Source organism: Pantoea sp. X-Soil-YNGN-775, assembly GCF_059730575.1.
Genome location: NZ_AP035945.1, coordinates 1,483,460 through 1,507,001 on the forward strand (window position 1 = coordinate 1,483,460; position 23,542 = coordinate 1,507,001).

22 protein-coding genes, 4 tRNA genes and 1 pseudogene are annotated in these 23,542 nt (G+C 55.5%); 18 read left to right on the forward strand and 9 right to left on the reverse strand.

Annotated elements, in window-relative coordinates; translation table 11 throughout:
* Nucleotides 1-29: 29 nt before the first annotated feature.
* A complete protein-coding gene (gene cycA / locus AC6I8I_RS06915) occupies nucleotides 30-1,427 on the reverse strand; it encodes a D-serine/D-alanine/glycine transporter (protein WP_312052638.1) in 1,398 nt (465 codons plus the stop codon).
* Between the two features lie 286 nt (nucleotides 1,428-1,713).
* Between cycA and AC6I8I_RS06920 the strand changes: the two genes are divergently transcribed.
* Complete coding sequence (locus tag AC6I8I_RS06920) at nucleotides 1,714-2,409, forward strand: extensin-like domain-containing protein (protein WP_312756527.1); 696 nt, start codon at nucleotides 1,714-1,716, stop codon at nucleotides 2,407-2,409.
* A 1-nt stretch (nucleotide 2,410) separates the two neighbouring features.
* On the opposite strand, the gene AC6I8I_RS06925 is transcribed toward AC6I8I_RS06920, so the two are convergent.
* Entirely contained in the window at nucleotides 2,411-3,085 is a 675-nt protein-coding gene (locus AC6I8I_RS06925) for a DUF4396 domain-containing protein (protein WP_312052635.1), read from the reverse strand.
* A gap of 540 nt (nucleotides 3,086-3,625) precedes the next feature.
* Between AC6I8I_RS06925 and AC6I8I_RS06930 the strand changes: the two genes are divergently transcribed.
* Nucleotides 3,626-4,348 carry an autoinducer binding domain-containing protein gene (locus AC6I8I_RS06930; RefSeq protein ID WP_312052634.1) on the forward strand — a complete coding sequence of 241 codons (723 nt, stop codon included), beginning with the start codon at nucleotides 3,626-3,628 and terminating at the stop codon, nucleotides 4,346-4,348.
* A gap of 122 nt (nucleotides 4,349-4,470) precedes the next feature.
* Nucleotides 4,471-5,082, forward strand: coding sequence for an autoinducer synthase (locus AC6I8I_RS06935; protein WP_312052993.1), 612 nt, complete (start codon nucleotides 4,471-4,473; stop codon nucleotides 5,080-5,082).
* Nucleotides 5,083-5,114: 32 nt separating this feature from the next.
* Here the strand turns inward: AC6I8I_RS06935 and AC6I8I_RS06940 are convergent, their stop codons facing one another.
* Complete coding sequence (locus AC6I8I_RS06940) at nucleotides 5,115-5,339, reverse strand: DUF2594 family protein (protein ID WP_031376087.1); 225 nt, start codon at nucleotides 5,337-5,339, stop codon at nucleotides 5,115-5,117.
* Nucleotides 5,340-5,771: 432 nt separating this feature from the next.
* Between AC6I8I_RS06940 and uvrY the strand changes: the two genes are divergently transcribed.
* The 6 genes from uvrY (at nucleotide 5,772) to AC6I8I_RS06970 (ending at nucleotide 9,310) form a co-directional block, all read left to right on the forward strand.
* Nucleotides 5,772-6,431 carry a UvrY/SirA/GacA family response regulator transcription factor gene (uvrY, locus tag AC6I8I_RS06945; RefSeq protein ID WP_031376086.1) on the forward strand — a complete coding sequence of 220 codons (660 nt, stop codon included), beginning with the start codon at nucleotides 5,772-5,774 and terminating at the stop codon, nucleotides 6,429-6,431.
* Entirely contained in the window at nucleotides 6,424-8,256 is a 1,833-nt protein-coding gene (gene uvrC, locus AC6I8I_RS06950) for an excinuclease ABC subunit UvrC (protein WP_497828468.1), read from the forward strand. The genes uvrY and uvrC overlap by 8 nt, the downstream gene beginning before the upstream one ends.
* Before the next feature lie 68 nt (nucleotides 8,257-8,324).
* A complete protein-coding gene (gene pgsA / locus AC6I8I_RS06955) occupies nucleotides 8,325-8,873 on the forward strand; it encodes a CDP-diacylglycerol--glycerol-3-phosphate 3-phosphatidyltransferase (protein ID WP_031376084.1) in 549 nt (182 codons plus the stop codon).
* A 150-nt stretch (nucleotides 8,874-9,023) separates the two neighbouring features.
* Nucleotides 9,024-9,099, forward strand: a tRNA-Gly gene (locus AC6I8I_RS06960).
* Between the two features lie 40 nt (nucleotides 9,100-9,139).
* Nucleotides 9,140-9,213, forward strand: a tRNA-Cys gene (locus AC6I8I_RS06965).
* A gap of 10 nt (nucleotides 9,214-9,223) precedes the next feature.
* Nucleotides 9,224-9,310 (forward strand) — tRNA-Leu (locus AC6I8I_RS06970).
* A gap of 152 nt (nucleotides 9,311-9,462) precedes the next feature.
* Here AC6I8I_RS06970 and AC6I8I_RS06975 read toward each other — a convergent pair.
* Complete coding sequence (locus tag AC6I8I_RS06975) at nucleotides 9,463-9,720, reverse strand: hypothetical protein (RefSeq protein WP_031376083.1); 258 nt, start codon at nucleotides 9,718-9,720, stop codon at nucleotides 9,463-9,465.
* A gap of 374 nt (nucleotides 9,721-10,094) precedes the next feature.
* On the opposite strand from AC6I8I_RS06975, the gene AC6I8I_RS06980 reads away from it, so the two are divergent.
* Both AC6I8I_RS06980 and AC6I8I_RS06985 read left to right on the forward strand, forming a co-directional pair.
* Nucleotides 10,095-10,167 (forward strand) — tRNA-Glu (locus AC6I8I_RS06980).
* Between the two features lie 530 nt (nucleotides 10,168-10,697).
* The gene (locus AC6I8I_RS06985; RefSeq protein ID WP_312052630.1) at nucleotides 10,698-11,567 is read left to right on the forward strand and encodes a substrate-binding domain-containing protein; all 870 of its coding nucleotides are present in this window, start codon (nucleotides 10,698-10,700) and stop codon (nucleotides 11,565-11,567) included.
* A 61-nt stretch (nucleotides 11,568-11,628) separates the two neighbouring features.
* Here the strand turns inward: AC6I8I_RS06985 and AC6I8I_RS06990 are convergent, their stop codons facing one another.
* Complete coding sequence (locus AC6I8I_RS06990; RefSeq protein ID WP_312052628.1) at nucleotides 11,629-11,799, reverse strand: hypothetical protein; 171 nt, start codon at nucleotides 11,797-11,799, stop codon at nucleotides 11,629-11,631.
* 191 nt (nucleotides 11,800-11,990) lie between these two features.
* Here AC6I8I_RS06990 and AC6I8I_RS06995 point away from each other — a divergent pair, with 191 nt between their 5' ends.
* On the forward strand, nucleotides 11,991-12,188 hold the full coding sequence (locus AC6I8I_RS06995) for a DUF6404 family protein (protein WP_312052627.1): 198 nt from the start codon (nucleotides 11,991-11,993) through the stop codon (nucleotides 12,186-12,188).
* Nucleotides 12,189-12,239: 51 nt separating this feature from the next.
* Here the strand turns inward: AC6I8I_RS06995 and AC6I8I_RS07000 are convergent, their stop codons facing one another.
* From AC6I8I_RS07000 to AC6I8I_RS07015, 4 genes are all read right to left on the reverse strand, one after another.
* Nucleotides 12,240-13,745 carry a SulP family inorganic anion transporter gene (locus AC6I8I_RS07000; RefSeq protein WP_312052625.1) on the reverse strand — a complete coding sequence of 502 codons (1,506 nt, stop codon included), beginning with the start codon at nucleotides 13,743-13,745 and terminating at the stop codon, nucleotides 12,240-12,242.
* Between the two features lie 137 nt (nucleotides 13,746-13,882).
* Nucleotides 13,883-14,134 carry a biofilm/acid-resistance regulator YmgB/AriR gene (locus AC6I8I_RS07005; protein WP_497828469.1) on the reverse strand — a complete coding sequence of 84 codons (252 nt, stop codon included), beginning with the start codon at nucleotides 14,132-14,134 and terminating at the stop codon, nucleotides 13,883-13,885.
* Between the two features lie 400 nt (nucleotides 14,135-14,534).
* Entirely contained in the window at nucleotides 14,535-14,942 is a 408-nt protein-coding gene (locus tag AC6I8I_RS07010) for a DUF2000 domain-containing protein (RefSeq protein ID WP_312052621.1), read from the reverse strand.
* Nucleotides 14,943-14,982: 40 nt separating this feature from the next.
* Nucleotides 14,983-15,828: an AraC family transcriptional regulator gene (locus tag AC6I8I_RS07015; protein WP_312052619.1), complete on the reverse strand. Its 846-nt coding sequence runs from the start codon at nucleotides 15,826-15,828 to the stop codon at nucleotides 14,983-14,985.
* 145 nt (nucleotides 15,829-15,973) lie between these two features.
* Here AC6I8I_RS07015 and AC6I8I_RS07020 point away from each other — a divergent pair, with 145 nt between their 5' ends.
* The 6 genes and pseudogenes from AC6I8I_RS07020 (at nucleotide 15,974) to AC6I8I_RS07045 (ending at nucleotide 23,535) form a co-directional block, all read left to right on the forward strand.
* Nucleotides 15,974-16,405 carry a MarR family winged helix-turn-helix transcriptional regulator gene (locus tag AC6I8I_RS07020; protein ID WP_497828470.1) on the forward strand — a complete coding sequence of 144 codons (432 nt, stop codon included), beginning with the start codon at nucleotides 15,974-15,976 and terminating at the stop codon, nucleotides 16,403-16,405.
* A 2-nt stretch (nucleotides 16,406-16,407) separates the two neighbouring features.
* Entirely contained in the window at nucleotides 16,408-18,093 is a 1,686-nt protein-coding gene (locus AC6I8I_RS07025) for an MFS transporter (RefSeq protein ID WP_312052617.1), read from the forward strand.
* Nucleotides 18,090-19,184: an HlyD family secretion protein gene (locus AC6I8I_RS07030; RefSeq protein WP_312052615.1), complete on the forward strand. Its 1,095-nt coding sequence runs from the start codon at nucleotides 18,090-18,092 to the stop codon at nucleotides 19,182-19,184. Before AC6I8I_RS07025 ends, AC6I8I_RS07030 begins: the two co-directional genes overlap by 4 nt.
* On the forward strand, nucleotides 19,181-20,575 hold the full coding sequence (locus AC6I8I_RS07035; RefSeq protein ID WP_312052614.1) for an efflux transporter outer membrane subunit: 1,395 nt from the start codon (nucleotides 19,181-19,183) through the stop codon (nucleotides 20,573-20,575). The genes AC6I8I_RS07030 and AC6I8I_RS07035 overlap by 4 nt, the downstream gene beginning before the upstream one ends.
* A gap of 61 nt (nucleotides 20,576-20,636) precedes the next feature.
* Nucleotides 20,637-21,137: pseudogene (locus AC6I8I_RS07040) on the forward strand (beta-ketoacyl-[acyl-carrier-protein] synthase family protein); the annotation flags it as partial.
* A 175-nt stretch (nucleotides 21,138-21,312) separates the two neighbouring features.
* Nucleotides 21,313-23,535, forward strand: a complete 2,223-nt coding sequence (locus AC6I8I_RS07045; RefSeq protein WP_497828471.1) for a TonB-dependent receptor — start codon at nucleotides 21,313-21,315, stop codon at nucleotides 23,533-23,535.
* Nucleotides 23,536-23,542: the final 7 nt, after the last annotated feature.

Sequence of the window (23,542 nt, forward strand, 5' to 3'; positions counted from 1 at the left end):
TGACCGGGCCTTTTATCTCCAGCAGGCGATTAGCGCGGTTGACTGCGGCGGCGCACCAGCCAGCCCATCGTCAGCAGCGCAAACCACAGCGGTGTCACCATCAGGGCCTGGCGCGTATCTTCCTGCAGCGTCAACAACACCAGCACGAAAACGAAGAACGCCATGCAAACCCAGCACATGAACTTGCCCATTGGCATTTTAAAGCCGGACTGCGCATGACGCTGCGGATACTTTTTGCGGTAGGCCAGATAGCTGCACAGGATGATGGTCCAGACGAACATGAACAGAATGGCGGACACGGTGGTCACCAGGGTGAATACCGTCATCACGTCCGGGATCAGGTAAATCAACGCCACGCCAGCCAGCAGACACAGGCAGGAGAAAAACAGGCCGGTGGTCGGAACGGCACGTGCTGACAGGCGGCCAAAGGCACGGCTGGCCACGCCCTGCTGCGACAGGCCATACAGCATACGGCTGGTCGAGAAAATACCGCTGTTAGCAGAGGAGGCAGCCGAGGTCAGGACCACGAAGTTAACGATACTGGCCGCAGCGGGCAAGCCAATCAGCACAAACATTTCAACAAACGGGCTACGGTCAGCCATCACCTGGGTCCAGGGGGTTACCGCCATGATCACCATCAGCGCCAGCACGTAAAACATAATCACCCGCAGCGGAATGGCGTTAATCGCGCGCGGCAATACTTTATGCGGATCGTGAGTTTCTGCTGCGGCGGTCCCGACCAGTTCAATGCCGACAAAGGCAAACACCGCAATCTGGAAGCCGGCAAAGAAGCCACTCAGCCCTTTTGGAAACAGCCCACCGTGATCCCAGATATTGCTCAGCGAGGCAGTGCCGCCGCCGGGCGAGGGGTAGTGCATCGATACCAGCACAATGCCGGTGATGATCAGCGCCACAATCGCCACGATTTTGATGATCGCGAACCAGAATTCCATCTCACCAAACAGTTTGACCGTCGCGATGTTGAGTGTCAGAAAAACCACCACGCACAGCAGGGCGCTCATCCAGATTGAGAAGCCGGGAAACCAGAGCTGAAAGTAGGCGCTGATGGCAACCACATCAGCAATGCCGGTCACCACCCAACAGAACCAGTAGGTCCAGCCGGTAAAATAGCCCGCCCAGGGACCGAGCAGATCAGCGGCAAAATCGCTGAATGATTTGTACTCAAGATTGGAGAGCAGCAACTCACCCATTGCCCGCATCACGAAGAACAGCATAAAGCCGATGATCATATAAACGAAAATGATCGAGGGACCTGCCAGGCTAATGGTTTTACCGGACCCCATGAACAGGCCGGTACCGATAGCGCCGCCGATGGCGATAAGTTGAATGTGGCGATTATGCAGGTTGCGCTGTAGCTTATCCGGGCCTTCCTGCGCGAGTGGCGCGTCTTTAGATTGATCAACCATAGAATTGTCTTTCCTTTCTTGATGTTGTGTCAGCTCTGCTGGCTGTTACTGAATGGAGCCGCCCGAAGGCAAGCCGGCATAAGATAGTGGAAGTCAGTCTAAAGCCGGTAACGGTTTTTTATCAATTGTGACCATTGCCGCTCAATCAGGTGGCAGCAAAGCGTTACGCGGGTTAATCCTGCGTCAGGCTGGGTAAGTTTTCATCACGTTGTGTCAGGTCCAGGGCGCGACGGGGATTGTACTTCTACACTTTTTGTTGGTTATTCATCATGCTGCGAGAGGGACTATGCGCACGCTTATCCTGCTTTTGCTGTTGATCGCGCTGGGATGGGTCAGTTTACCCTGGCTAAAACAGCACCTGCCGCCGCAGTTTAACCCCTTTACTCCGCTGTCAGTTACCGACCCGCCCGGCTGGATGACGCAACTCAAAATGAAACGGCTGGCGGGCGATCCTGCCGCCTGTCTGGCGGTGATGCGGCGCGCACAGCAGGCGGGCTGGGTCAGCTTCAGCGAAAGACCGCCGTTACGGGGCAACTGTCCCCTCGCCGATCCGTTGCGCATCCAGAAATTTGGCCCGGTCAGCCTGAGCAGCAGTTTTCTTGCCAGCTGTCCGATGGCGGTAGCCAGCACCATGTACGCCATACGCAGCCGTGAACAGGCCCTGCAGCAGATGCACAGTCCGCTGGTGCGGATTAACCACGTCGGCAGTTATGCCTGTCGCAATATTTATCATCGGGCCGAAGGGCGGTTAAGCGAGCATGCCACGGCTGATGCCTGGGATGTGACCGGCTTTCAGCTGGCCAATGGTCAGCGGCTTACTGTCAGCCAGCACTGGCAGCAGCCCGCAGAAAAAGCAGCCTTGTTGCATACGCTGTGGCGTGGCGGTTGCCAGGTGTTCGGTAATGCGCTGGGACCCGACTATAACGCCGCTCATACCACCCATTTTCATCTGGGTATGCGTGGCGCTGGTTACTGCCGATAAATCATAAAACAGGATTAATGCCGCGTTTGATTATGAAATGGTTGGCTGGCCACGAAAAAACAAATCCAGTCATCATCGCTAATTGCAACATAAACCAGAAGCGACTTCCTGACGGATTGATCTGCTGATGCAGCACAAATTTCAGGGCCAGCGACATAAAGAGAAAAATGCCAGCCTGACAAATCAGCAGCGGAAAGGCGCTGCGTTTAAATGCCAGCGACAATCGTTGCCAGAATGATTTTTTTTCATGTTGTCGCAGGGATAAAAATTGAAAAAGCAGCAGTAACAGCAAAGAGATCAGCAGTGAAATGGCTGCCTGTTGCCAGATCAATAGCGGTATTTTCAGATAGTTCAGCAGCGTGATAATTGGTAAGGTTAGCGCCTCAGCTAAAATACAGGCGGCAGATGAGATAGCAGTGGCGATAAATAGGGTTTGCCAGCCGCGATAGCGGGGTGCTTTGGGCGAAAGCAGTAACGCTGCTTTTAACTGATGGCGGGGAATGCGACCGAGATACCACCATGCCAGCCAGCCGATAAACGGCAGATAAAGCCCGGTGAGTGGCCAGATCAGGTTCATCAGTTTGCCGGGCTGACGATAAAGGAAAATATCCTTGGTAATCATCAGCGCGGTACAAACGCCGGACACCAGAAAGAGTAAAGCCCACTGATTTAGCATCGTATGCTCCTGTGCCGGGTTAATCCATGCCGTGTTAACGCGCGCATGTAACGGTTGTTTCGTCCGGGATCTTAAGGGTAGTCACGTTGCCCGCAGGTAAAGCGTAGTCTCAGGATCAAAAGAGTGAAATGGGTTCTTATTTCCTGATGAAAAATATGTTGAAAACAATTTTTACCGCTTCGCTTATATTACGCGTAATTAACCTGCTGTTTAGTCGCAAATTACTGGCGCTTAGCAAATGACTTTTTTCGCCATACAGGAACATTTCCCACCCTGATGCAAAACTCACCGACAGACAAGGATTGAAATTCTATCGGAAAAATCTTATTCTCCGTCAATGATTGAAAGTTGCCCCGGACGGCCGCATATTGACCGGGTACGGCAATTTTCCCGGAGCCTGTGGTTCAGAGAATTAACTACCCTGTTTATTGTGGCGATGGCGATTTGTACAATAAATTAATTTACTCCTGATAATTTATTTTTTATCTGAATAACCAAAATGAATAACGCGCAAATGCGTAAAAATAATGCCGAGGCAATATGAGTAGCAGGGATTATTTCGCCTGGCGGGGTGAAGCTGAAGAAAAATTTCAGGCATTAACGTGTTCTGCTGAACTTAAGACGTTATTGCAACATTTTACTGAAGCCTTAGGTTTCGACTATTTTTCCTTTTTGATTCAGCATCCGGTACCTTTCACCCGGCCGCGGATTCATTTACACAGCAGTTATCCCCCACGGTGGGTTAAGCATTATGAAGCGAACAATTATTACGCGGTTGATCCGGTACTGACACAGTGCCAGCGGCCCGGCAAAGGAATGGTGTGGACGCATGCGCTGTTTAACGAGGCCGGTAACCTGTGGCAGGAGGCGAGAGAGCACGGCCTGCAGAGCGGTTTTTCTTGCTCTGCGATGGCACCAAATCGCGTCATTGGTATATTATCTATATCATCGCAACAGCCGCTTCCTATTCAACAGCGCCGCATTGAGCTGGAAGTCAAACTACACTTTTTAGCGGAGCTAAGCTTAGATACGCTGGAACGCTTTAGCGATGATGCCATGCTGGTACTAAAAAAAGAGTTTAGTCAGCGCGAGCTGGAAATTTTGAAATGGACTGCAGAGGGAAAAACTGCGGTAGAAATTTCGCTTATTCTATCCATCTCTGAACATACCGTTAACTTTCACCAGAAAAATATGCAAAAGCGTTTCAATGTTTCCAATAAAACCCAGATTGCCTGCTATGCAGCAGCAGCTGGGCTGATTTAGACGAAAAGCAACTACCAGTTTTAGTAGTTCCCTCGTCCAGGTCAGTTGTCTACCCTGCGCCGGGGCTTTGCCAGGCTGGCGCAAAGAAATCATTGCAAACATGGGGATGTCAGAGGCGCATGATGAAAATAGTTCAAACGCAATTAAAGGATATGCCATCCTCTTTGCTTGCCGAACTTGGCAGCTACCGTTATAGCGTATTTGCGCGCGGCGAAGGCTGGTCTATTCCGCCGCGTCTTAGCACGCCGGGACAGGAATACGATCGCTACGATCGCTCCGATGTGACCTGGTTGATCGCCTGGAATGCGCGAGAAGGAATCAGCGGCTGCGCCCGGCTTATGCCGTGGTTCGAGCCTGAACAAAGTGAAGGCATTGTGTTGCCCTTCAGCCATGAAAAGGTGTGGGAGATGTCGCGCTTTTCTGCCCGGCTGGAGGTAGATCCTGAGTTGCCACTGAACATTCTCTGGCACGCAGTGCAGCTGGCCGAACTGAATGGCATGGAGTACATCATCAGCTCAGCCACGCCGATGCTGGAGAAAATGTTTGAGCAGCACCAGGTGGTGTATGAGCCGCTGACGCCGGGCTTAATCCTGTCTGAGGATAATCTGTTCGCGATTCGGATCCCGGTGGAGCAGCCCGCGCTGGCGGAGAAGTATCGCGGCACCCGACGTTTCAGCCCGGAAGAGGTGCTGCCGTCGCTGGGTGTCTCCGTTAACTGGCAGTCGCACAACTAACTAATTTGCCCCCGCAACTGGGGGCAAAAGGTTTACTGGCGGTAGGCCGCTTTGATCTGCTTAATGGTGTTGCTGAACACTTCTGCCTGCGGCTTATCGCCCAGCGTCTGCACGTAGCGTTCCATATTGATAATGACTTTTCCGGCGTCCGCCTGACCCATTCCTTTCAGAATCAGCGTGATCATCATTTTCAGACCCGCTATTTCATCCGCTAATTTGCGCGCTTCCTGCGAAGTTGCAAAGTCTTCATCGCTCATGATTTTCTCCTTGGTGAATAACAACGTGTCGGCAATCTCGTCCGTACAGCAGTGCGTGAGTATACCACAGGGCGGTTAAGTTGCTGATCGAGCCGGTTCGCTTCTGTCAGAAAAGTCTATATATTCAGCATGGCTAATCAATCGCGGAAAGTGATCATCGCCTCTCACAACCGGCAGAGCGTCTGAGCGCTCGCGCATAAATTCCGCGATTAATTTTACTTAAGTCAATGAATAGTTAGATTTTTAGCTCTATTTCACTGGGCGGACGGGACAGGATCCAACTTTAGGTAAGGTAACTATTATGATCGTTTTTTAATCCGGCATTGCCGCTACTGTTTTACTTTGTTGATGTGCTTTTGAGGTGAAAACGGGTATGATTACCGCCTGAAATCGTTAATTGCTTCCTCTTTTTTAGCCTCTGGAGTCTTCCCGTTGATCAGTGTGCTTCTTGTTGATGACCATGAACTGGTCCGTGCTGGTATCCGCCGCATCCTGGAGGATGTCAAAGGTCTGGTGGTAGTCGGAGAAGTTAACTGTGGTGAGGACGCGGCCAAATGGTGTCGTGCCAATCAGGTCGATGTGATTTTGATGGATATGAACATGCCCGGCATCGGTGGGCTTGAGGCGACACGGAAAATTGTGCGCTACAATCCTGACATCAAAATCATCATGCTGACGATCCATACCGAGAATCCATTGCCGGCCAAAGTGATGCAGGCCGGTGCCGCAGGCTACCTGAGTAAAGGGGCCGCTCCGCAGGAAGTGATTAATGCGATTCGTTCGGTTAATGCCGGGCAACGCTACATCGCTTCGGACATTGCGCAGCAGATGGCCCTGAGCCAGATTGAGCCGCAGAAAGCCGAATCACCTTTCAGCTGTTTGTCGGAAAGGGAATTGCAGATTATGCTGATGATCACCAAAGGACAAAAGGTGACGGAAATTTCCGAGCAGTTGAATCTCAGTCCTAAAACCGTTAACAGCTACCGTTATCGTATGTTCAGTAAGCTGAACATCAGCGGTGACGTAGAGTTAACGCATCTGGCCATTCGACATGGCCTCTATAATGCGGAGCCGTTAATCAGTAGTGAGTGACGTTTTTAATTCCAAAGCCTTTCTGAGTACGGTGACCAGTAAGCCCGGCGTCTACCGCATGTATGACGCCTCAGGCACCGTCATCTATGTTGGCAAAGCCAAAGATCTGAAAAAGCGTTTGACCAGCTATTTTCGCACTCAGGTCGGCAGCCGCAAGACCGAAGCGCTGGTAAGCAATATCCAGCACATCGATGTCACCGTAACCCACACCGAAACCGAAGCGCTGCTGCTTGAGCATAACTACATCAAGCTGTATCAGCCGCGCTATAACGTCTTGCTGCGCGATGATAAATCCTATCCCTACATCTTTCTGAGCGCTGACACCCATCCACGGCTGGCGATGCACCGGGGTGCTAAGCACGCGAAAGGGGAATACTTCGGGCCGTTTCCCAACGGCTATGCGGTACGCGAAACCCTCGGGCTACTGCAAAAAGTTTTCCCGATCCGTCAGTGCGAAAATAGCGTTTACCGCAACCGATCACGTCCTTGTCTGCAATACCAGATTGGTCGTTGTCTGGGGCCGTGCGTGGCCGGACTGGTGAGCGAAGAGGAGTATGCGCAGCAAACCGATTATGTGCGCCTGTTCCTGGCGGGCAAAGATGATCAGGTCCTCAATCTGCTGGTGAAGCGGATGGAGGAGGCGAGCGTCGGACTTCGATTTGAAGAAGCGGCCCGCCTGCGCGATCAGATTCAGGCGGTGCGGCGGGTCACTGAGAAACAGTTTGTCTCCAATCAGGGCGATGACCTGGATGTGATGGGCGTGGCTTACGAGGCGGGTATGGCCTGTCTGCACGTGCTGTTTATTCGTCAGGGTAAAGTGTTAGGCAGCCGCAGCTACTTCCCGAAAGTGCCGGCGGATACCGATCTGGCCGAAGTGGTGCAAACCTTTGTCGGCCAGTTCTATCTGCAGGGCAGTGAAGCACGCACCTTGCCGGGCGACATCCTGCTCGACTTTACGCTGCCGGAGCGCGAACTGCTGGCCGACTCGCTGAGTGAACTGGCCGGTCGTCGGGTCTCGATTCAGAGCAAACCGCGCGGCGATCGTGCCCGTTATCTGAAGCTGGCGCGCACCAATGCCGCTACTGCGTTAACCACCCGACTGTCGCAGCATTCAACCATTCATCAGCGGCTGGCGGCGTTGGCTGAGTTTCTTCAGCTCGACAAGATCACCCGCATGGAGTGTTTTGATATCAGTCATACCATGGGCGAGCAGACCATCGCTTCCTGCGTGGTGTTCGATCAGAACGGTCCGCTGCGTGCCGACTATCGGCGCTACAACATCAGCGGCATTACGCCCGGCGATGACTATGCCGCGATGAATCAGGTGCTGCGCCGTCGCTATGGTAAAGCGATCGAAGAGGACAAAATCCCGGATGTGATCCTGATCGATGGTGGTAAAGGGCAGCTGGCCCAGGCGAAACAGGTATTCGCCGAGCTGGATGTGCCATGGGATACATCCCGGCCGATTTTACTGGGCGTGGCCAAAGGTAGCGATCGTAAAGCAGGTCTGGAAACGCTGTTCTTTGAAGCGGAAGGTGAGGGCGTTTCCCTGCCGCCAGATGCGCCAGCGCTGCATGTGATCCAGCATATTCGTGACGATGCTCACAATCATGCAATTTCGGGCCACCGTAAAAAACGCGCCAAAGTAAAGAACACCAGCGCGCTGGAAAGCATCGAAGGAGTAGGACCGAAACGGCGTCAGCAACTGCTTAAGTACATGGGGGGCCTGCAACCGCTGATGAATGCGTCAGTGGAGGAGATCGCCAATGTACCGGGTATCTCACACGCTCTGGCAGAAAAAATATACTACTCGTTGAAACACTAGCATTGAAACGGGGGGGGCAATGTAGGAACATACGGTAAATTCTACCCATTCCAGACAGTTACCGGCATATGCAATTTAACATTCCGACGTGTCTCACCCTGTTCCGAGTCGTCCTCATCCCGTTCTTCGTGCTGGCTTTCTATCTGCCGTTTCACTGGGCGCCGCTGGCCACTGCATTGATCTTCATTTTCGCTGCCGTCACCGACTGGTTTGACGGCTTTCTGGCGCGCCGCTGGAAACAGACCACCCGCTTCGGGGCGTTCCTTGACCCGGTGGCCGATAAAGTGATGGTCGCGATGGCGCTGGTGCTGGTAGCCGAATATTTCCATGCCTGGTGGATTACGCTGCCCGCCGCCACCATGATTGCCCGTGAGATTATCATCTCGGCGCTGCGTGAATGGATGGCTGAGATTGGTAAACGCAGCAGCGTGTCGGTTTCATGGATTGGTAAAGTGAAAACCACCGCCCAGATGCTGTCGCTGTTTGCCCTGCTGTGGCGTCCTGACAGCACGGTAGTCGGAATTGGCGTGGTGGCGTTATACATTGCTGCGGTGCTGACTTTCTGGTCGATGTTCCAGTATTTAAGCGCGGCGCGCGGCGATCTGCTCGAACCGTGATCGATGCGATTTAAAAAGCAGCAAACAGACGCACGGTGAGGATAATTTTATTGACTCATTGCGTCAGGTAAGTAGAATGCATCGCATCGAACGGCAGCCAGTCTGCCAGAAGATAAATAAAATCAGCAAGTTCGATGCAGTTGCTAAAATGCGGGAATAGCTCAGTTGGTAGAGCACGACCTTGCCAAGGTCGGGGTCGCGAGTTCGAGTCTCGTTTCCCGCTCCAGATTCGCAGGCCAGGTTAACCTGGCGGCACATCAGTTTAAGGCGCGTTGGCAGAGTGGCTATGCAGCGGATTGCAAATCCGTGTACCTCGGTTCGACTCCGGGACGCGCCTCCAGTTACACCCTGCCCGGGTGGTGAAATCGGTAGACACAAGGGATTTAAAATCCCTCGGCTGTAAGGCTGTGCGGGTTCAAGTCCCGCCCCGGGCACCATATTTAAGCCGAATAAAAAAAGCAGTAAGCAATGTCGTAAGCCACCTTAACAGGTGGTTTTTTTGTTTCTGCAGGGTGTCGAAGACGACGGTTACACAGACCGTGCCCTCGTGCTCGATTATCCTTCCCCCCTTTCTCTGCAAATTCCGGCCTCAGGCGCGCGAGCTGAAAACCAGCTGGTCGTCAGCGTTACTGATCAGATACATTCGCTGCGCTTCACCGCTGGAAGAGACAAAGGTCACCTGTTGGCCGATACTGACAGCATCAAATGCCTCGGTAGGTTGCAGCTGTTTCTGGATCTCAAGCACGATGCGTGATTTAAAGGGCTTTTCATTCACCGTATCAATATGGTAACTGGCGGTGAATGTCAGATCCGGATGATCAAGAATATAAAATTGTCCTGAGGGCATAGTCATTACCTCTTCGCTTATTTCAGTATGCTGAACGCCGGAAGCGTTTCCCCTGACAGTCTGGCTTTTAAGGCTAGCTGAAGAATGCGTGATTAAAAGCATTAGCAACCTATTTTTATGGTTTCCGCTTTTTTATCAAATATTCACCGCTTGCGCTTGCAGCCTTATTAGCCGGCACTACCCTTACTTTAATCCGCCGTTAATACTGCAGTACCCAGGCTAAAATATCCCGCCAGGTGGCGGGCAGGTCTTCTGAAGGGGAAGGCGGTCGATTACGCCGGGCAGGCAGCCTGAATGCTGGTTAAGCAAGGCAACGGGCAGCGCGCCGTGGCAAAGGGTTACGCGAGGCAGGGTGAGGTGCCGGGCGGGGAAACACGGGCATAGTATAACGGTATTATTGCAATTTTTCGGGGATTGCCGATGCAGGTTCAACTCCTGCTGCCTGGTCGTGCTGCTATCTGCCTGATGATAAAAATAACCGTAGCCGGGGTTAGCCTGCTGGAAATAATCCGGCTGAATAGTTAATCAGTTTAGAGATGAGCCGATATTTGAAATTATTATATTAACCAGTCGGCTGGACACGCTATTCCGCTTTATGTTGACAGAACAATTTCCTGCTGTATTGGCTTACCCGTTTACGGATATTCGTGTGTCTGTTACGCCGCGCAGGGCGATATGTTTAAAAAACGCTTAATGGCTGCTCGTTGTGGTGGAATATATAAGCCTTAATAGTCGACTTGTGGTTTTAACCCTGCTGCAGAAATCATCATCAACGTGCAGGTCAGCCGCACAGGTACTTATACCCATCCTGCTACTGAGTGCCTACCCACCACTGATACAATGGCAGACTTCTGTTACATCGCTTTTCACTCAATTTTGCGGCCTGAGTCGGCCTTTGTAACCTGTTGAAAGTTATTCATTTACCGTATGGTAAGGTTATCCATTCTCAGCCGCAAAAGAAGTCGGGACCCTTTATAATGACGCTTTCCACTGACCAGCAGCCTGATACCGCATTTCCGCCGATGATTGGCGTAATCTCCAGCCCGTTACTGAATTCCTGGCAGCAGAAAATCCTCCATCAACTGACGTACCAGCTCAACGCGCGTGGCGTGTTGATGCTCCTGTTGAATGCCGCCACTGAACAGGCGCTCGCAGCACAGCTGACTCAGGCGGCCCCGCTCGGGCTGCGTGGTTTACTGCTGTTGCCGGGTGCGTTCAGTGACTCACCGCCTGCAAGCATCCTGACCACGGCCTCGCTGCCCGTGCTGCAGCTTGACGCTGAGCAGGCGATGCAGTCTGACGCCAGGCAGGCGGGCGAAGCGATCGGGCGGCTGCTGCTGGCAGAAGGTCATCAGCGGCTGGGTTATCTGCAGAGCCAGGCAGGGTCATCGCCACAGAAACAAGGCTACAGCGCCAGCCTGATGGCGGCAGATCAAGCGATCTGCGTCGATCTGGTGGCGGGCGGCAACGATCGTGAACAGGGCTGGCAGGCGATGACCGATTATCTGAAACAGACCCGCGCCGCCGAGCGCATCCAGGCGCTGTTCTGTGAATCTGATCTGCTGGCGTTTGGTGCAATGCAGGCAATCCGCGATTTTGGTCAGGGCGCGCACGTAGCGGTAGTCGGGTTCGGTGATCTTGATGAAGCACAATGCTCAACCTGGCATCTGACCAGCTGGTCAGTCAATATCGAGCGGGCAATTAACGACGCGCTGAACCGCCTGCTGGGACCCTGTGCAGCACAAGATGAAACGGATGGCGAAGGGGGATTAAAGCGTCGTCACTCCCATTTAGGCAAACAGCGACCGGGAGAGATGTCTGAGTGCGGGTGCGCCCATCGGCACTAGTCCGCCCGGCGACGGATGCATCGTGATCCGGGCGGAAGATCCTGAACTCAGGGCTAGAGGTTCAGGATTGTGGCTGACCAACCGGGCCACTGCCGCCAGGCGCACCGATCGGCTGCTGACCACCTGGCGGTGACGGCGGCGGCGGCGCATCTCTGCCCGGCGACTGAGGCGCACAGGCGGAAAGGGTAGTGATAACGGCAAAAGCTGACAGCAATAAGGCGCAACGTTTCATCAAGGTATCCTGAAAGTTAAACGGTGCCTTTAGTATAGAAAAGTCCGGTGGAATCACCTGATACGCCGTCTTGTGCCAGCCAGAGCAGAAATTGCGGCCGATTATTTGAGACGCCTCTCAACTCAGCTGCGCCAGCAATGCGTTTTGTGTCGAACCTCGCTAAGGTAGCGCATCAATAAAGAGGAGTGGTTATGAATGGCATCGTGAAGTTCGTCCGCGGCTGGCTGGTGTTCTCTGTACTGTGGGGCGTGTTCATGTGGTTTATGTCATGGCAGCAGCAGGGCAAAGAGATAGGATTGGCAATTCTGATGAGTCTCTACGCCGGTCTGATCTATCAGGCATTAGTGACAATGGTCGCCCGCTACAAAGCGCGCCGGCAACAGGCCTGAGCCTGACCGGCAGCCTCGCATGCCGCCGGTCAGCCAGAAAAAATCGCAGGGTTAACCGAAATTACCGGTTAACCGGCGATGGAAATCAGTACTGCGGTTATCCAGCCCCTCAATCGTCACCTGCGCGCCATAGCGCTGATAGCGATGCTCAATGCCATCCAGCGCCGCCACGCTTGACGCATCCCAGATCTGCGCATGGGTTAAATCAATAATGACGTTCCTGGGATCGTGGGCATAATCGAAATGTTCAAACAGATCGTTGCTGCTGGCAAAAAACAGCGGTCCGCGCACCGTATAACGTACCGATTCGCCATCCTCGCTTAACTGACGCTCGGCGTGAATGACGTGGGCAATGCGGCGCGCAAACAGCATCATGGCGATAATCACGCCAGCCAGTACGCCCAGCGCCAGGTTACCGGTCCAAACGGTCACCACCACGGTCAACAGCATAATCAGCGTTTCAGACCACGGCATGCGTTTCAGCGTAGCCGGCTGCAGGCTGTGCCAGTTGACGGTTTTCACCGCCACCACCATCATAATCCCCGCCAGAACCACCATCGGGATTTGCGCCATAATCTGGCTCAGACCGGTAACCAATAGCAGCAGTACCAGCCCGGCAGCCACGGTAGAAACCCGACTGCGTGCCCGGCCCAGTTCGACGTTAACGATGGTCTGCCCGATCATCGCGCAACCGGCGATGCCGCCATAAAAACCAGCAAAAATGTTGGCGACGCCCAATCCCCAGGATTCACGACGTTTGCTGGAAGGCGTATCCGTCAGATCATCAACCAGTTTGGCGGTCAGCAGCGACTCCATCAGACCGACAAAGGCGATACTGAGCGCGGTCGGCCAGATAATCTGCAGCGTCTGCAGATTCAGCGGCACCATCAGGCTATTAAAGCCGGGCAGGCCGGGGCTCATCGGGCCTTCGTCGCCAACATTCGGCATGCGGTAGCCCATCAGCAGGGCAACGCCGGTTACCACCACAATCGCCACCAGCGGTGAAGGAACGCTTTTCACCAGCCGCGGCAGCAGCAGCACGATCGCCAGCGTCACGGCAAAGAAGATCCACACCAGCGATGATTGTCCCCAGACGTGCGGAACCTGAGCAAAGAAAATCAGCACCCCCAGCGCATTCACAAACCCGAGCATCACCGAGCGTGGAATGTAGCGCATCATGCGCGCCAGTCCGGCCAGACCAAACAGGATCTGAATCACGCCGCCCATCACTACCGCCGGCAAAATATAGTTAACGCCATGCAGATGCACCATCGGGCCGATCACCAGCGCCACCGAACCGGCCGCTGCGGTGACCATTGCCGGACGGCCGCCGAGAATCGACAGCGTCAGACAGAGCACCACCGAGGCGACCAGGCTGACTTTAGGGTCAACCCCGGCAATAACCGAAAAAGAGATCACTTCAGGGATCAGCGCCAGCGCGGTGATAACACCGGCCAGGCATTCACGGGTCAGCAGCGCCGGAGAGCGTAATACGCGCCCGACACTGATATCATTCGCTACAACCGGTGTTGCAGCGACATCATTCGATTGAGTCATAAAGGTTTGCAGGCTCTTTTTTGTTTTGCTCCCGCACGAAGGGCGAGAAAGTCGGGATAAAAGTGCGGGTCAGATGTTACCGGGCGCTGGGCGAAGATGCCAGAAAAAGGCGGGGTGACTCCCTCCATGGAGTCGGATTATAACGAGAAATCATCCGGGGTTTTATGGACCACCAGCTCAAGCAGTTGCCGATAGATTTCCAGCGACTCCCGGTCGCTTTCCAGTTCCAGCCGATGAATTAATTTAGAAATAATCGCCTTATTACTGACCGGCATGCCGGACTGCAGGATTTCCGCGACGATTAAGCCGAGCATCTCCATATCACTGGCCGGTTTATTGGCGGCAGCATTAAAGTAGTCGGCAATTTCCTGATCGGTTCTGGGAACCATGTTGTGGTTCTGCATGTGTAAGCCCTTCAAAACAGCCCGATTCCGTTTCGGATGTCAGGACAAAAAGACATAAAAAAACCTCCGCATGGACAGATGCGAAGGAACCCAACGTCATAAATTAATAGATAAAAAATAACCTCTGAAGGTGGAAATCCACTGACACCTTCAGAGGCGACGCAAGTGCATCATTCGTTACAGAGTCGCAAAACAACTCGTGGGGATAAACTTATACAATGAAGTCCAATCTGTACAATCGGATTCCTAAGCAAAATGTGCTATTTTAGCGTTAACAGGGATTTATAAGGAATATTCCGAGAAAAAAATTGTACAGAAAATGTGTACAGCCTGGAAAGTTGACTTAAATGATGCGGAAAGCGTGCGACAACTTCCCGCGTTAACCTTAACTGAAAAGCGCGAGTCTGGCGGTCAGCTTGCGCAGGGCTTTTTTCTCACCGACCACTGCAATGCCCAGCAAACGCCATTGCTGGCGCGGCTTCTGCCGCATCGCCTCACCCAACGCCTGGTAATCGGTAGTGGACTGTCCCTCTTCCGGAAACAGCACCATATCGCAGTCAGCCTGTTCGGCGTTTTCCCGCAGCAGGCTGAGCTGCTCGGTGGTGGCCGCCAGCACCGGGATACCGACCGGGATCAGGCCGGGGCAGGGATGGGCACTGGCATCTTCCAGCGCTTCGCCAACCAGCGCCGGATGACGCTGGCCGAGGGTTAATGCCATGACGGCAGCGGCATTGGTGGCTTTGCCTGGCGGCAAGCTGGCATTTAAAATCATCACACAACGTAAGTCCTGCATCGCGCTTCTCCTGACTAAAAAGCGCATTGTGGCAAGCGGATCAGGCCGGGTCTGGAAGATTTGTGCAGGCACGCTGATAACGTGCCGGGCTAAGCTGGCAGGCGCGCTTAAACCAGCGTCCGAGATGGCTCTGATCGGCAAAACCCAGCGCGGCGGCGACGTCGGCCACCGGCTGGCCCTGAGCCAGTCGCCGCCGGGCCTGACTCAGCCGCCACTGCACCAGCCAGGCGTGAGGCGGCAATCCCCAATGGGCCTGGAACAGCCGCGACAGACGAAAACGATCCAGCTTCAGGCTCTGCGCCATCTGCTGCAAACCCGGATTATCAGCATGATGGGCAATCAGCCAGTCCCGTGCCTGCAGCGCCAGCCGGGCATCCGGGAAAACCGGCCCGGACGTGCGCCATAACCGGTGCTGCGTCAGCTGACCAAACAGCCGGTCAAGTGCCGCATCTTTGATTAATGCCGGATGATCGTGCCACAACGCGTCGAAGGCGTGCCAGACCGCATAAGCCAGCGGGCGGTCGTCGCGTAGCGTATCCGCGAAGCCTAACTCGCGCTGCCCCGGTCCTTCCGCCAGCAGCGGGGCGAGATGCTGCCCGATCTGCTGGGGTGAAAGATAGAGCATGCGATAGGTGAAGCCCTGCTCGTTAATCGCGTCGCCATCATGTAATTCCTCCGGCTCCAGCATAAACACCGTTCCGGGTCGGCTTTGATGCTGTTTGCGTCGCGAATGAAACTGCTGTACACCTTGCTCAGTCACGCCAATCAGATAACTGTCGTGCCAGTGCGGATCGTAAGCATGTCCGGTAAAATGGGCGCGCAGCGACTCGATGCCGCTGGCAGCGTCACGGCGCAAATCCACCCAGTTTTTTGCAGCTGTAGTCATGGTGTTTCACTCCCGGTTGCGGCCTCTGGACATTCTGCCGCGATCCACTAATTTTTAACAGTTCAGGCGCTTTTCATTCGCGTTTGGCTTTGCGTATAATAACGCATTCATTTAATTAGATGTCTAACAATTAGGTTGCTAACATTTGTCATCGCATACTCGTACATTTACCCATCTCCTGCATCTCACCGCGCACGCCTGGCGCCTGGCCGTCGATCGCCATCTGAAAGATAGCGGTCTGAGCATGAGCAGCTGGATGGCGATTGGCCTGATTGCCAGTGAACCAGAGCGCCTGACCCAGACCGAGCTGGCACAGCTGCTGGGACTGGAGGACGCCAGCATGGTGCCGCTGGTCGACCGGCTGGTGAAACAGTCGCTGCTGTCGCGGGTTCAGCCGCCGGAAGATCGGCGTAAACGCCATCTGGTGCTGACTGAAAAGGGCAACCAGGCGTTTGCTAAAGTGAAAACCCAGGCCGACGCGCTGCGGAGCGAAATGCTGGCCGACATCGATCCGCGGGATCTGGCCGTGACCGAGCGGGTGTTACAGCAACTCCTGACGCGAATGGGAAGCATGTAAAGGTGGCGAAGCGCAATCCTTATGCCGCGCGCGAGTGGTTACCGCATGAAAAACCGATGCTGCCTGGGTCACCCTCAACCCCGCTGCATCCGCTGCCGAAGCGGGTGGCGTTTGGTCTGATTGGCCTGCTGATCTCCCTGACCGGGGCGCTAAGTAATGCGCTGGTCACCGCCAATCTGATCAATCTGCAGGGCACCTTTGGTGCCTATTCCAATGAGATTGCCTGGCTGCCAGCGGTCTACGTAATGGGCAATATCTCCATCAACCTGCTGCTGGTGAAATTTCGTCAGCAGTTTGGCCTGCGCGCGTTCACCGAAGCGTTTCTGGTGCTGTATGTGCTGGTGGCGTTCTTTCACCTGTTTGCCAACGATCTCAGTTCGGCGATCATCGTGCGTACCGCGCACGGCATGGTGGCGGCGGCGCTCAGTTCGCTGGGCATCTATTACCAGGTGCAGGCGTGGCCGGCGAAGCATCGTCTGAAAGCGCTGGTGATTGGGCTGACGGTGTCGCAACTGGCGATTCCGCTGGCGCGTCTGTTCTCTTCAGAACTGCTGCAGCTCAATGAGTGGCGCGGTCTCTATCTGTTTGAACTTGGCCTGGCGTTGATTGCGCTGGGCGGAGTGCTGTTGGTCAAGTTGCCGCCCGGCGACCGTATCAAAACCTTTGAAAAAATGGACTTCGTCACCTTTATGCTGCTGGCCCCGGGCATGGCGCTGCTGTGCGGCGTGCTGTCACTGGGGCGGATTGAGTGGTGGTTTACCACGCCGTGGCTCGGCATCTGCACCGCCATCGCGTTAACGCTGATCGTGGCCGCGATTGTGATTGAGCACAACCGGCGTAATCCGCTGATCAATACCCGCTGGCTCAGCAGCGGCATGATGGTCCGGCTGGGGATTGTGATGATTATGATCCGCATCGTACTGGCGGAACAGAATACCGGCGCGGTCGGCTTTTTACAGCAGATTGGCTTACAGAACGATCAGATGCGCGGGCTGGCGCTGGCGATTATTGCCGGCGTAATTGTCGGTATCGCCGCCAGTGCGCTCACCATCAAGCCTGACCACCTCAACTGGCCCATCGTCACCTCGCTGGTGGTGATGATTATCGCGTCGCTGATGGATGCGCACTCCAGTCCGCTGACCCGCGCCAACAATATGTACGTCAGCCAGTTTCTGCTGGGTTTCAGCAGCGCTTTCTTTATGGCACCCGCGATGCTGATGGGGATCGGCAGCGTGGTCACCCAGCCGAAAAATCTGGTGAGTTTTGTGGTGCTGTTTGGCATGAGCCAGAACCTTGGCGGACTGATTGGTTCAGCGATCCTCGGAACCTTTCAGACCTGGCGGGAAAAATATCACTCCAGCCTGCTCAGCGATCAACTCTCGCTGCTTGACCCTAACGTCAACCAACGTCTCAGCCAGTACAATGCGCTGTTCAATAGCCTGGTCGGCGATAACGTTCTGCTCGGCGCGCAAAGCAGCAGCCAGCTGCAAACCGTCGCGACCTTACAGGCCAACGTACTGGCCTATAACGACACCTATCTGTTAACGGCGGCGCTGGCATTGATCACCCTGATGTGGGTGATCTGGCGGTTAACGCGTCGGCGTTATCTCGACTGGCGCCAGGCGCAATTTAACCTGCGTGAGCAGCATCAGCTGGCCGCATTACAGGAAAACACGGAGAAACAATGAGTCAGCAGGACGAACTTCAGGCAGCCGAACGCGACCGTGCGAACCGCCGCCGTATTCTTTCGATTGCCGCCGGCAGCGGCATAGTAGTGATTGGCGTATTAGTCATTCTCTACGCCTGGCAACTCTGGCCTTTCACCAGCGCAGTGCAAACCACCGAAAATGCCTATGTCCGCGGCCAGGTGACCTTTATCAGTCCGCAGGTCAGCGGCTACCTGACCTCGGTTGACGTCATCGATCTGCAACCGGTAAAAAAGGGTCAGCTGCTGATGACCATCGACGATCGTATCTATCGTCAGCGAGTGCATCAGGCCCAGGCTCAGCTGGCGATGAAGCAGGCGGCGCTCAGCAATAACCTGCAGCAGCGACGCAGTGCTCAGGCGACGATTGAAAGTAATAAAGCGGTGCTGGAAAACGCCAAAGCCCAGGCGCTGAAAAGCGGCTTTGACCTGAAACGGGTAGAGAACCTGACCGCTGACGGCTCGCTGTCGGTGCGCGAACGGGATGCCGCCCGCGCGGCTAACGCCCAGGCACAGGCGCAGGTCCGTCAGGCTGCGGCTCAGATCGCCGTGGCAGAGCAAAATCTGCAAACGGTGATCGTCAACCGTGCGTCGCTGGAAGGGGACGTCGCCAGTGCGCAGGCGGCACTGGAACTGGCGGAGATCGATCTGGCCAACACCCGGATTATCGCGCCTGATGATGGTCAGCTCGGCCAGCTGTCGGTGCGAACCGGCGCTTATGTCACGGCCGGAACGCGGCTGACCTCGGTGGTACCTAACCACAAGTGGATCATCGCCAACCTGAAAGAGACGCAGCTGGCGCGGATCCGGCCCGGTCTGCCGGTCACCATCCGGGTCGATGCGCTGGATGGCAAACGCTTTACCGGTCAGGTTGAATTTATCTCGCCGGCTGCCGGGTCGGAATTCAGCGCCATTTCGCCTGACAACGCCACCGGTAACTTCGTCAAAATTGCCCAGCGTATTCCGGTTCGTATCCGCATCGATGAGCAGGATATGCAGCAACTGCGGCCCGGCATGTCGGTGGAAGTGAGCATTGATACCGCTGCACAGCCGGCAGGTGAGGGCGCACCATGATCGTCCGCGGTTTACTGATTGGCGTGCTGACGCTGACGCTGGCCGGTTGCGCGACCCAGGTTGAAAAAGCGCCGTCGTCACTGCCGATCCCGCCAGCCTGGCGCGATCGGGTCGGGCCTGCTGCTCCGCCAGAAGCGGGCTGGTGGCGCGCCTTTGGCGATGAGCACCTCAACCGGCTGGTGACGCAGGCGCTGCGCAACAATCCCGATATCCTTACCGCGCGTTCGCGGGTGGATCAGTATCGTGCTCAGCTGCGTGCGGCGCAGGGCGACAACTATCCGACCCTGAGTGCCGGCGCGGCGGCAACCCGTGAACGTACGCTCTCCTCCGTCACCGGCCAGCCCTATGAAACCGACGTTTTTCAGGGCCTGCTGCAGGCCAATTACGATGTCGATTTGTGGGGCGCACGCAGCAGTTCGATCGATGCGGCGCAAGCCTCGCTGGCGGCGCAACAGGCTGCGGCATCGGCGGCGGAGCTGACCATTGCCAGCTCGGTCGCCTCGGGTTATCTCAACTTATGTGCTCTTGATGAGCAGCTGCGCGTCACCGAAGCGACGCTGATCACCCGCAATAATTCGCTGACCCTGGCGAAGCGCCAGTTTGAAACCGGCTACACCTCGCGGCTGGAGTGGATGCAGGCGGCCTCGGAGTACCAGTCAGCCAAAGCACAGATACCGCAGCTTAAGCATCAGATTGCCCGGCAGGAGAATGCGCTGAGTATTCTGGTGGCGATGAACCCGCGCGAAATTGCCCGCCGACAGCAGTTCGATCAAATATCGCCGCAGCAGTTACCGTCGTTGCTGCCGTCCCAGTTGCTCAATCGCCGACCGGATATCGTTCAGGCGCAGCGCCAGCTGCTGGCCGCCGATGCCAGTCTGGCATCGGCCAAAGCGCAGCTGCTGCCCAATCTCAACCTGACTGCGACCGGCACCTTACAGAGTTCGGTGCTGCATCAGCTGGCGGATAATCCGTTCCGCCTGTGGAGCGTCGGCGGCAGTATTCTGGCGCCGTTGCTCAACCGTGAAGCGCTAACAGCAGAAGTGGATGTCTCAATGGCCAGCCGTAACCAGGCGCTCTATGGCTATGAGAAAGTGGTGCGTAACGCCTTCTCAGAAGTGAACGATGCGATGGATGCGATCCGCCAGGGTGAGGCACAACTGGAAGAGCTGCAAAAGCAGGAGAACTATGTAGCTGAAGCCTTGCGCATCGCCAGTAACCGCTATCAGAACGGTTACGCCTCCTATCTTGATGAGCTGGATGCCCAGCGTACCCTGTTTACAACCCAGCTGAATCTGGTGACGGTGAAAAATAATCTGCTGCTGGCGCAGATTGATCTCTATCGCGCGCTGGGCGGCGGCTGGTCAGCAAACGCCACGTCATCCTCTGAATAACCCTTTCCCTTGATACGGTTCCGATCCAGCAGCAGTCAGAGATTTTGTTTGCTGGATCGGCGCTGTCGCGTCCCGCGCTGCTGTGCGCGGCCCGGTTAGTGAGTTCGCCACCATGCTGACCGGGAAGCACACCAACAATATGACCGGCACCACCTATGTGCAGATGATGCCGCACACCACTGCGGTTAATGCCGGGCTGTTTTTCGGCCTGCGCGGTCGGGTGATCCCCACCGCCAGCGCCTGCACCTCCGGCAGCCAGGCGATTGGCGAGGGGGCCGGCACGCTGATCCTCGAATCGCTGGCGCATGCCCAGGCGCGCGGTGCCTTCGGCCATACGCTGGGAGCCTGTGGCGCGCTGGAGGCGTGGATGAGCATTGAGATGATGCGTGAGGGCTGGTTCGCCCCGACGCTTAATCTTTCGCAACCGGCTGACAGCTGCGGCGCGCTGGACTCCATCATGGCTGAGCCACGGCAGATTGAAACTGACTACATCCAGAGCAATAACGTCGCCTTTGGCGGCATTAATACCTCTCTGATCTTCAAACGCTGGCGCGGCGTCTGATCTGCTGCCCATGCTGCGCGGGCACGGGCATTCTGCCTTCGTCATCGCGCGGCTGTTCCCGGCTGTTTATTACCCGCGCTGACTGCTGATTTTGCTTGCAATTGGCAACGCCCTGCGCATAATCGCAAACCGCAATAATAATGATTCTCAGTCCAATTAAATTCAGGGAACAACCATGCGTCAGCGCCTTTTAACCCCAGGATGTAAACCGACACTGTTGGCAATGCTGATCGGTGCCGGCTGTCTGCCCGTGATGGCGGCAACGCCAGCCTCGTCTGCCGCTCCGCGTGATGCCGCACAGGACGCCAGCCAAAGCGGACAAACCATGACGGTAACCGCCAGCGCCGACGATGACTTCACGCCGGGCGGCGATCAACCGGTCCCGGCTTATCTGGAGGGGCAGGTTGCCCACGGCGGCCGGCTGGGCATGCTGGGTGAGCAAAAGGCAATGGATGTGCCGTTCAACGTCATCGGCTTTACTGCAAAAATGATTGAGGATCAGCAGGCCAAAACCATCGCTGATGTGGTGCGCAATGATGCTGGCGTGCAGAACGTCAAAGGTTATGGCAACTTCGCCGAAAGCTATCGTATCCGCGGTTTCCTGCTGGATGGCGATGACATGACCTACGGCGGCTTGCCGGGCGTGGTGCCACGTCAGGTGATGGATGCCTCGCTGGTGGATCGGGTCGAAATTTTCAAAGGCGCTAACAGCCTGCTGAACGGTGCGGCCAGCAGCGGTGTCGGCGGCATTATCAACCTTGAGCCTAAACATGCCGGCGCTACGCCGCAGGCGCGAGTCGGTGTGGATTACACCTCTGATGCGCAGATCGGCACAACCGTTGATGCGGGACGCCGGTTTGGAGATAACGACCAGTTTGGCGTGCGGGTTAACCTGGTGCATCGTGAAGGTGAAAGCGGCGTGGATGACGAGAAAAAGCGTACCACCGCCGCCTCAATCGGTCTCGACTATCACGGTGATCGGTTACGCACTTCGCTGGATGTTGGCTATCAGAAAAAGACCTTCCACGACGGCTTGCAGGGCATCAACATCAGCGGCGTCGACTTTATTCCCGCCGTGCCGTCCAACTCGCGTAATTACAGCCAGCAATGGGTCTACAGCGACATGGAGTCGGAGTTTGGTATTGCCCGGGCGGAGTACGATCTCAGCGATAGCTGGACCGCGTATGCCGGTTTAGGCGCGCAGCATGCCCATGAAACCGGTAACTACGGCACGCCAAAACTGCTGAACCGCGAGGGTGATGCCACTATCAGCACCTTCAATACCAACCGCGTGCAGGACAACATGAGCGGCATGCTCGGGCTGCGCGGCAATTTCGATACCGGCTTTATTTCGCACAAGGTCAATGTTGGCTATTCCGCGCTGACCACCAATGCGAAAAATGCCTACAACATGTCGCTGACCAGTGCGAACACCAACATCTATCATCCGGATGAGGTTGCCGCGCCGCCGGCAAACTTTGCCGGCGGAAACTTCTCCGATCCGCTGACTACTGCACGTTCGCGCACCCAGGGCTATCTGCTGAGCGACACGCTGGGCCTGTTTGATGATTCGCTGCTGCTGACGGTTGGCGCGCGCCATCAGAAAGTGTGGGTGCGTAATTACAACTACAACAGCGGCGCAGAAGATACCGCGTCGCGCTACACCAATAGCCGCTGGATGCCGACCTATGGGGTGGTTTACAAGCCGTGGCAGTCGATTTCGCTGTATGCCAACCACACCGAAGCGCTGCAGCCAGGCGCGGTGGCGCCGCGTAATGATACGGTCACCAATCCGGGAGCCATTACCGGCATCGCCCATTCAAAACAAAATGAAGTTGGGGTGAAAGGGGATTTCGGTCGCATCGGCGGCACGCTGTCGCTGTTTGAGATTAAAAAACCGTCGGGGATGATTGGCGCGGATGGCGCGTATGGCATGAACGGTGAGCAGCGACATCGCGGCATTGAAACCAACCTGTTTGGCGAGCCGGTATTAGGCTTCCGCCTTAACGCCAGCGCCACCTGGCTGGATCCGGTGATGACCAAAACCTCCGGCGGCACCTATGACGGCAAACAGGCGGTGGGGGTGCCACGTGACAACTACACACTGGGAGCCGAATATGACATTAAACCGCTGGAAGGGTTGACCGCTACCGCGCTGATCACCCACACCGGTTCACAGTGGGCTGATGCGGCGAACAGTAAAAAAATCGACAGCTATACCACGCTGGATCTCGGACTGCGTTACCGCACCCGGCTCAACCAGAATGATATGGTGTGGCGCGTCGGGGTCGAAAACGTGACCAATGAGAAGTACTGGGCCAACGTTGATGATACCGGCACTTATCTGTCGCAGGGCGATGGTCGTACGCTGAAAGTTGGGGTGACCTACGACTTCTGATCGGCGG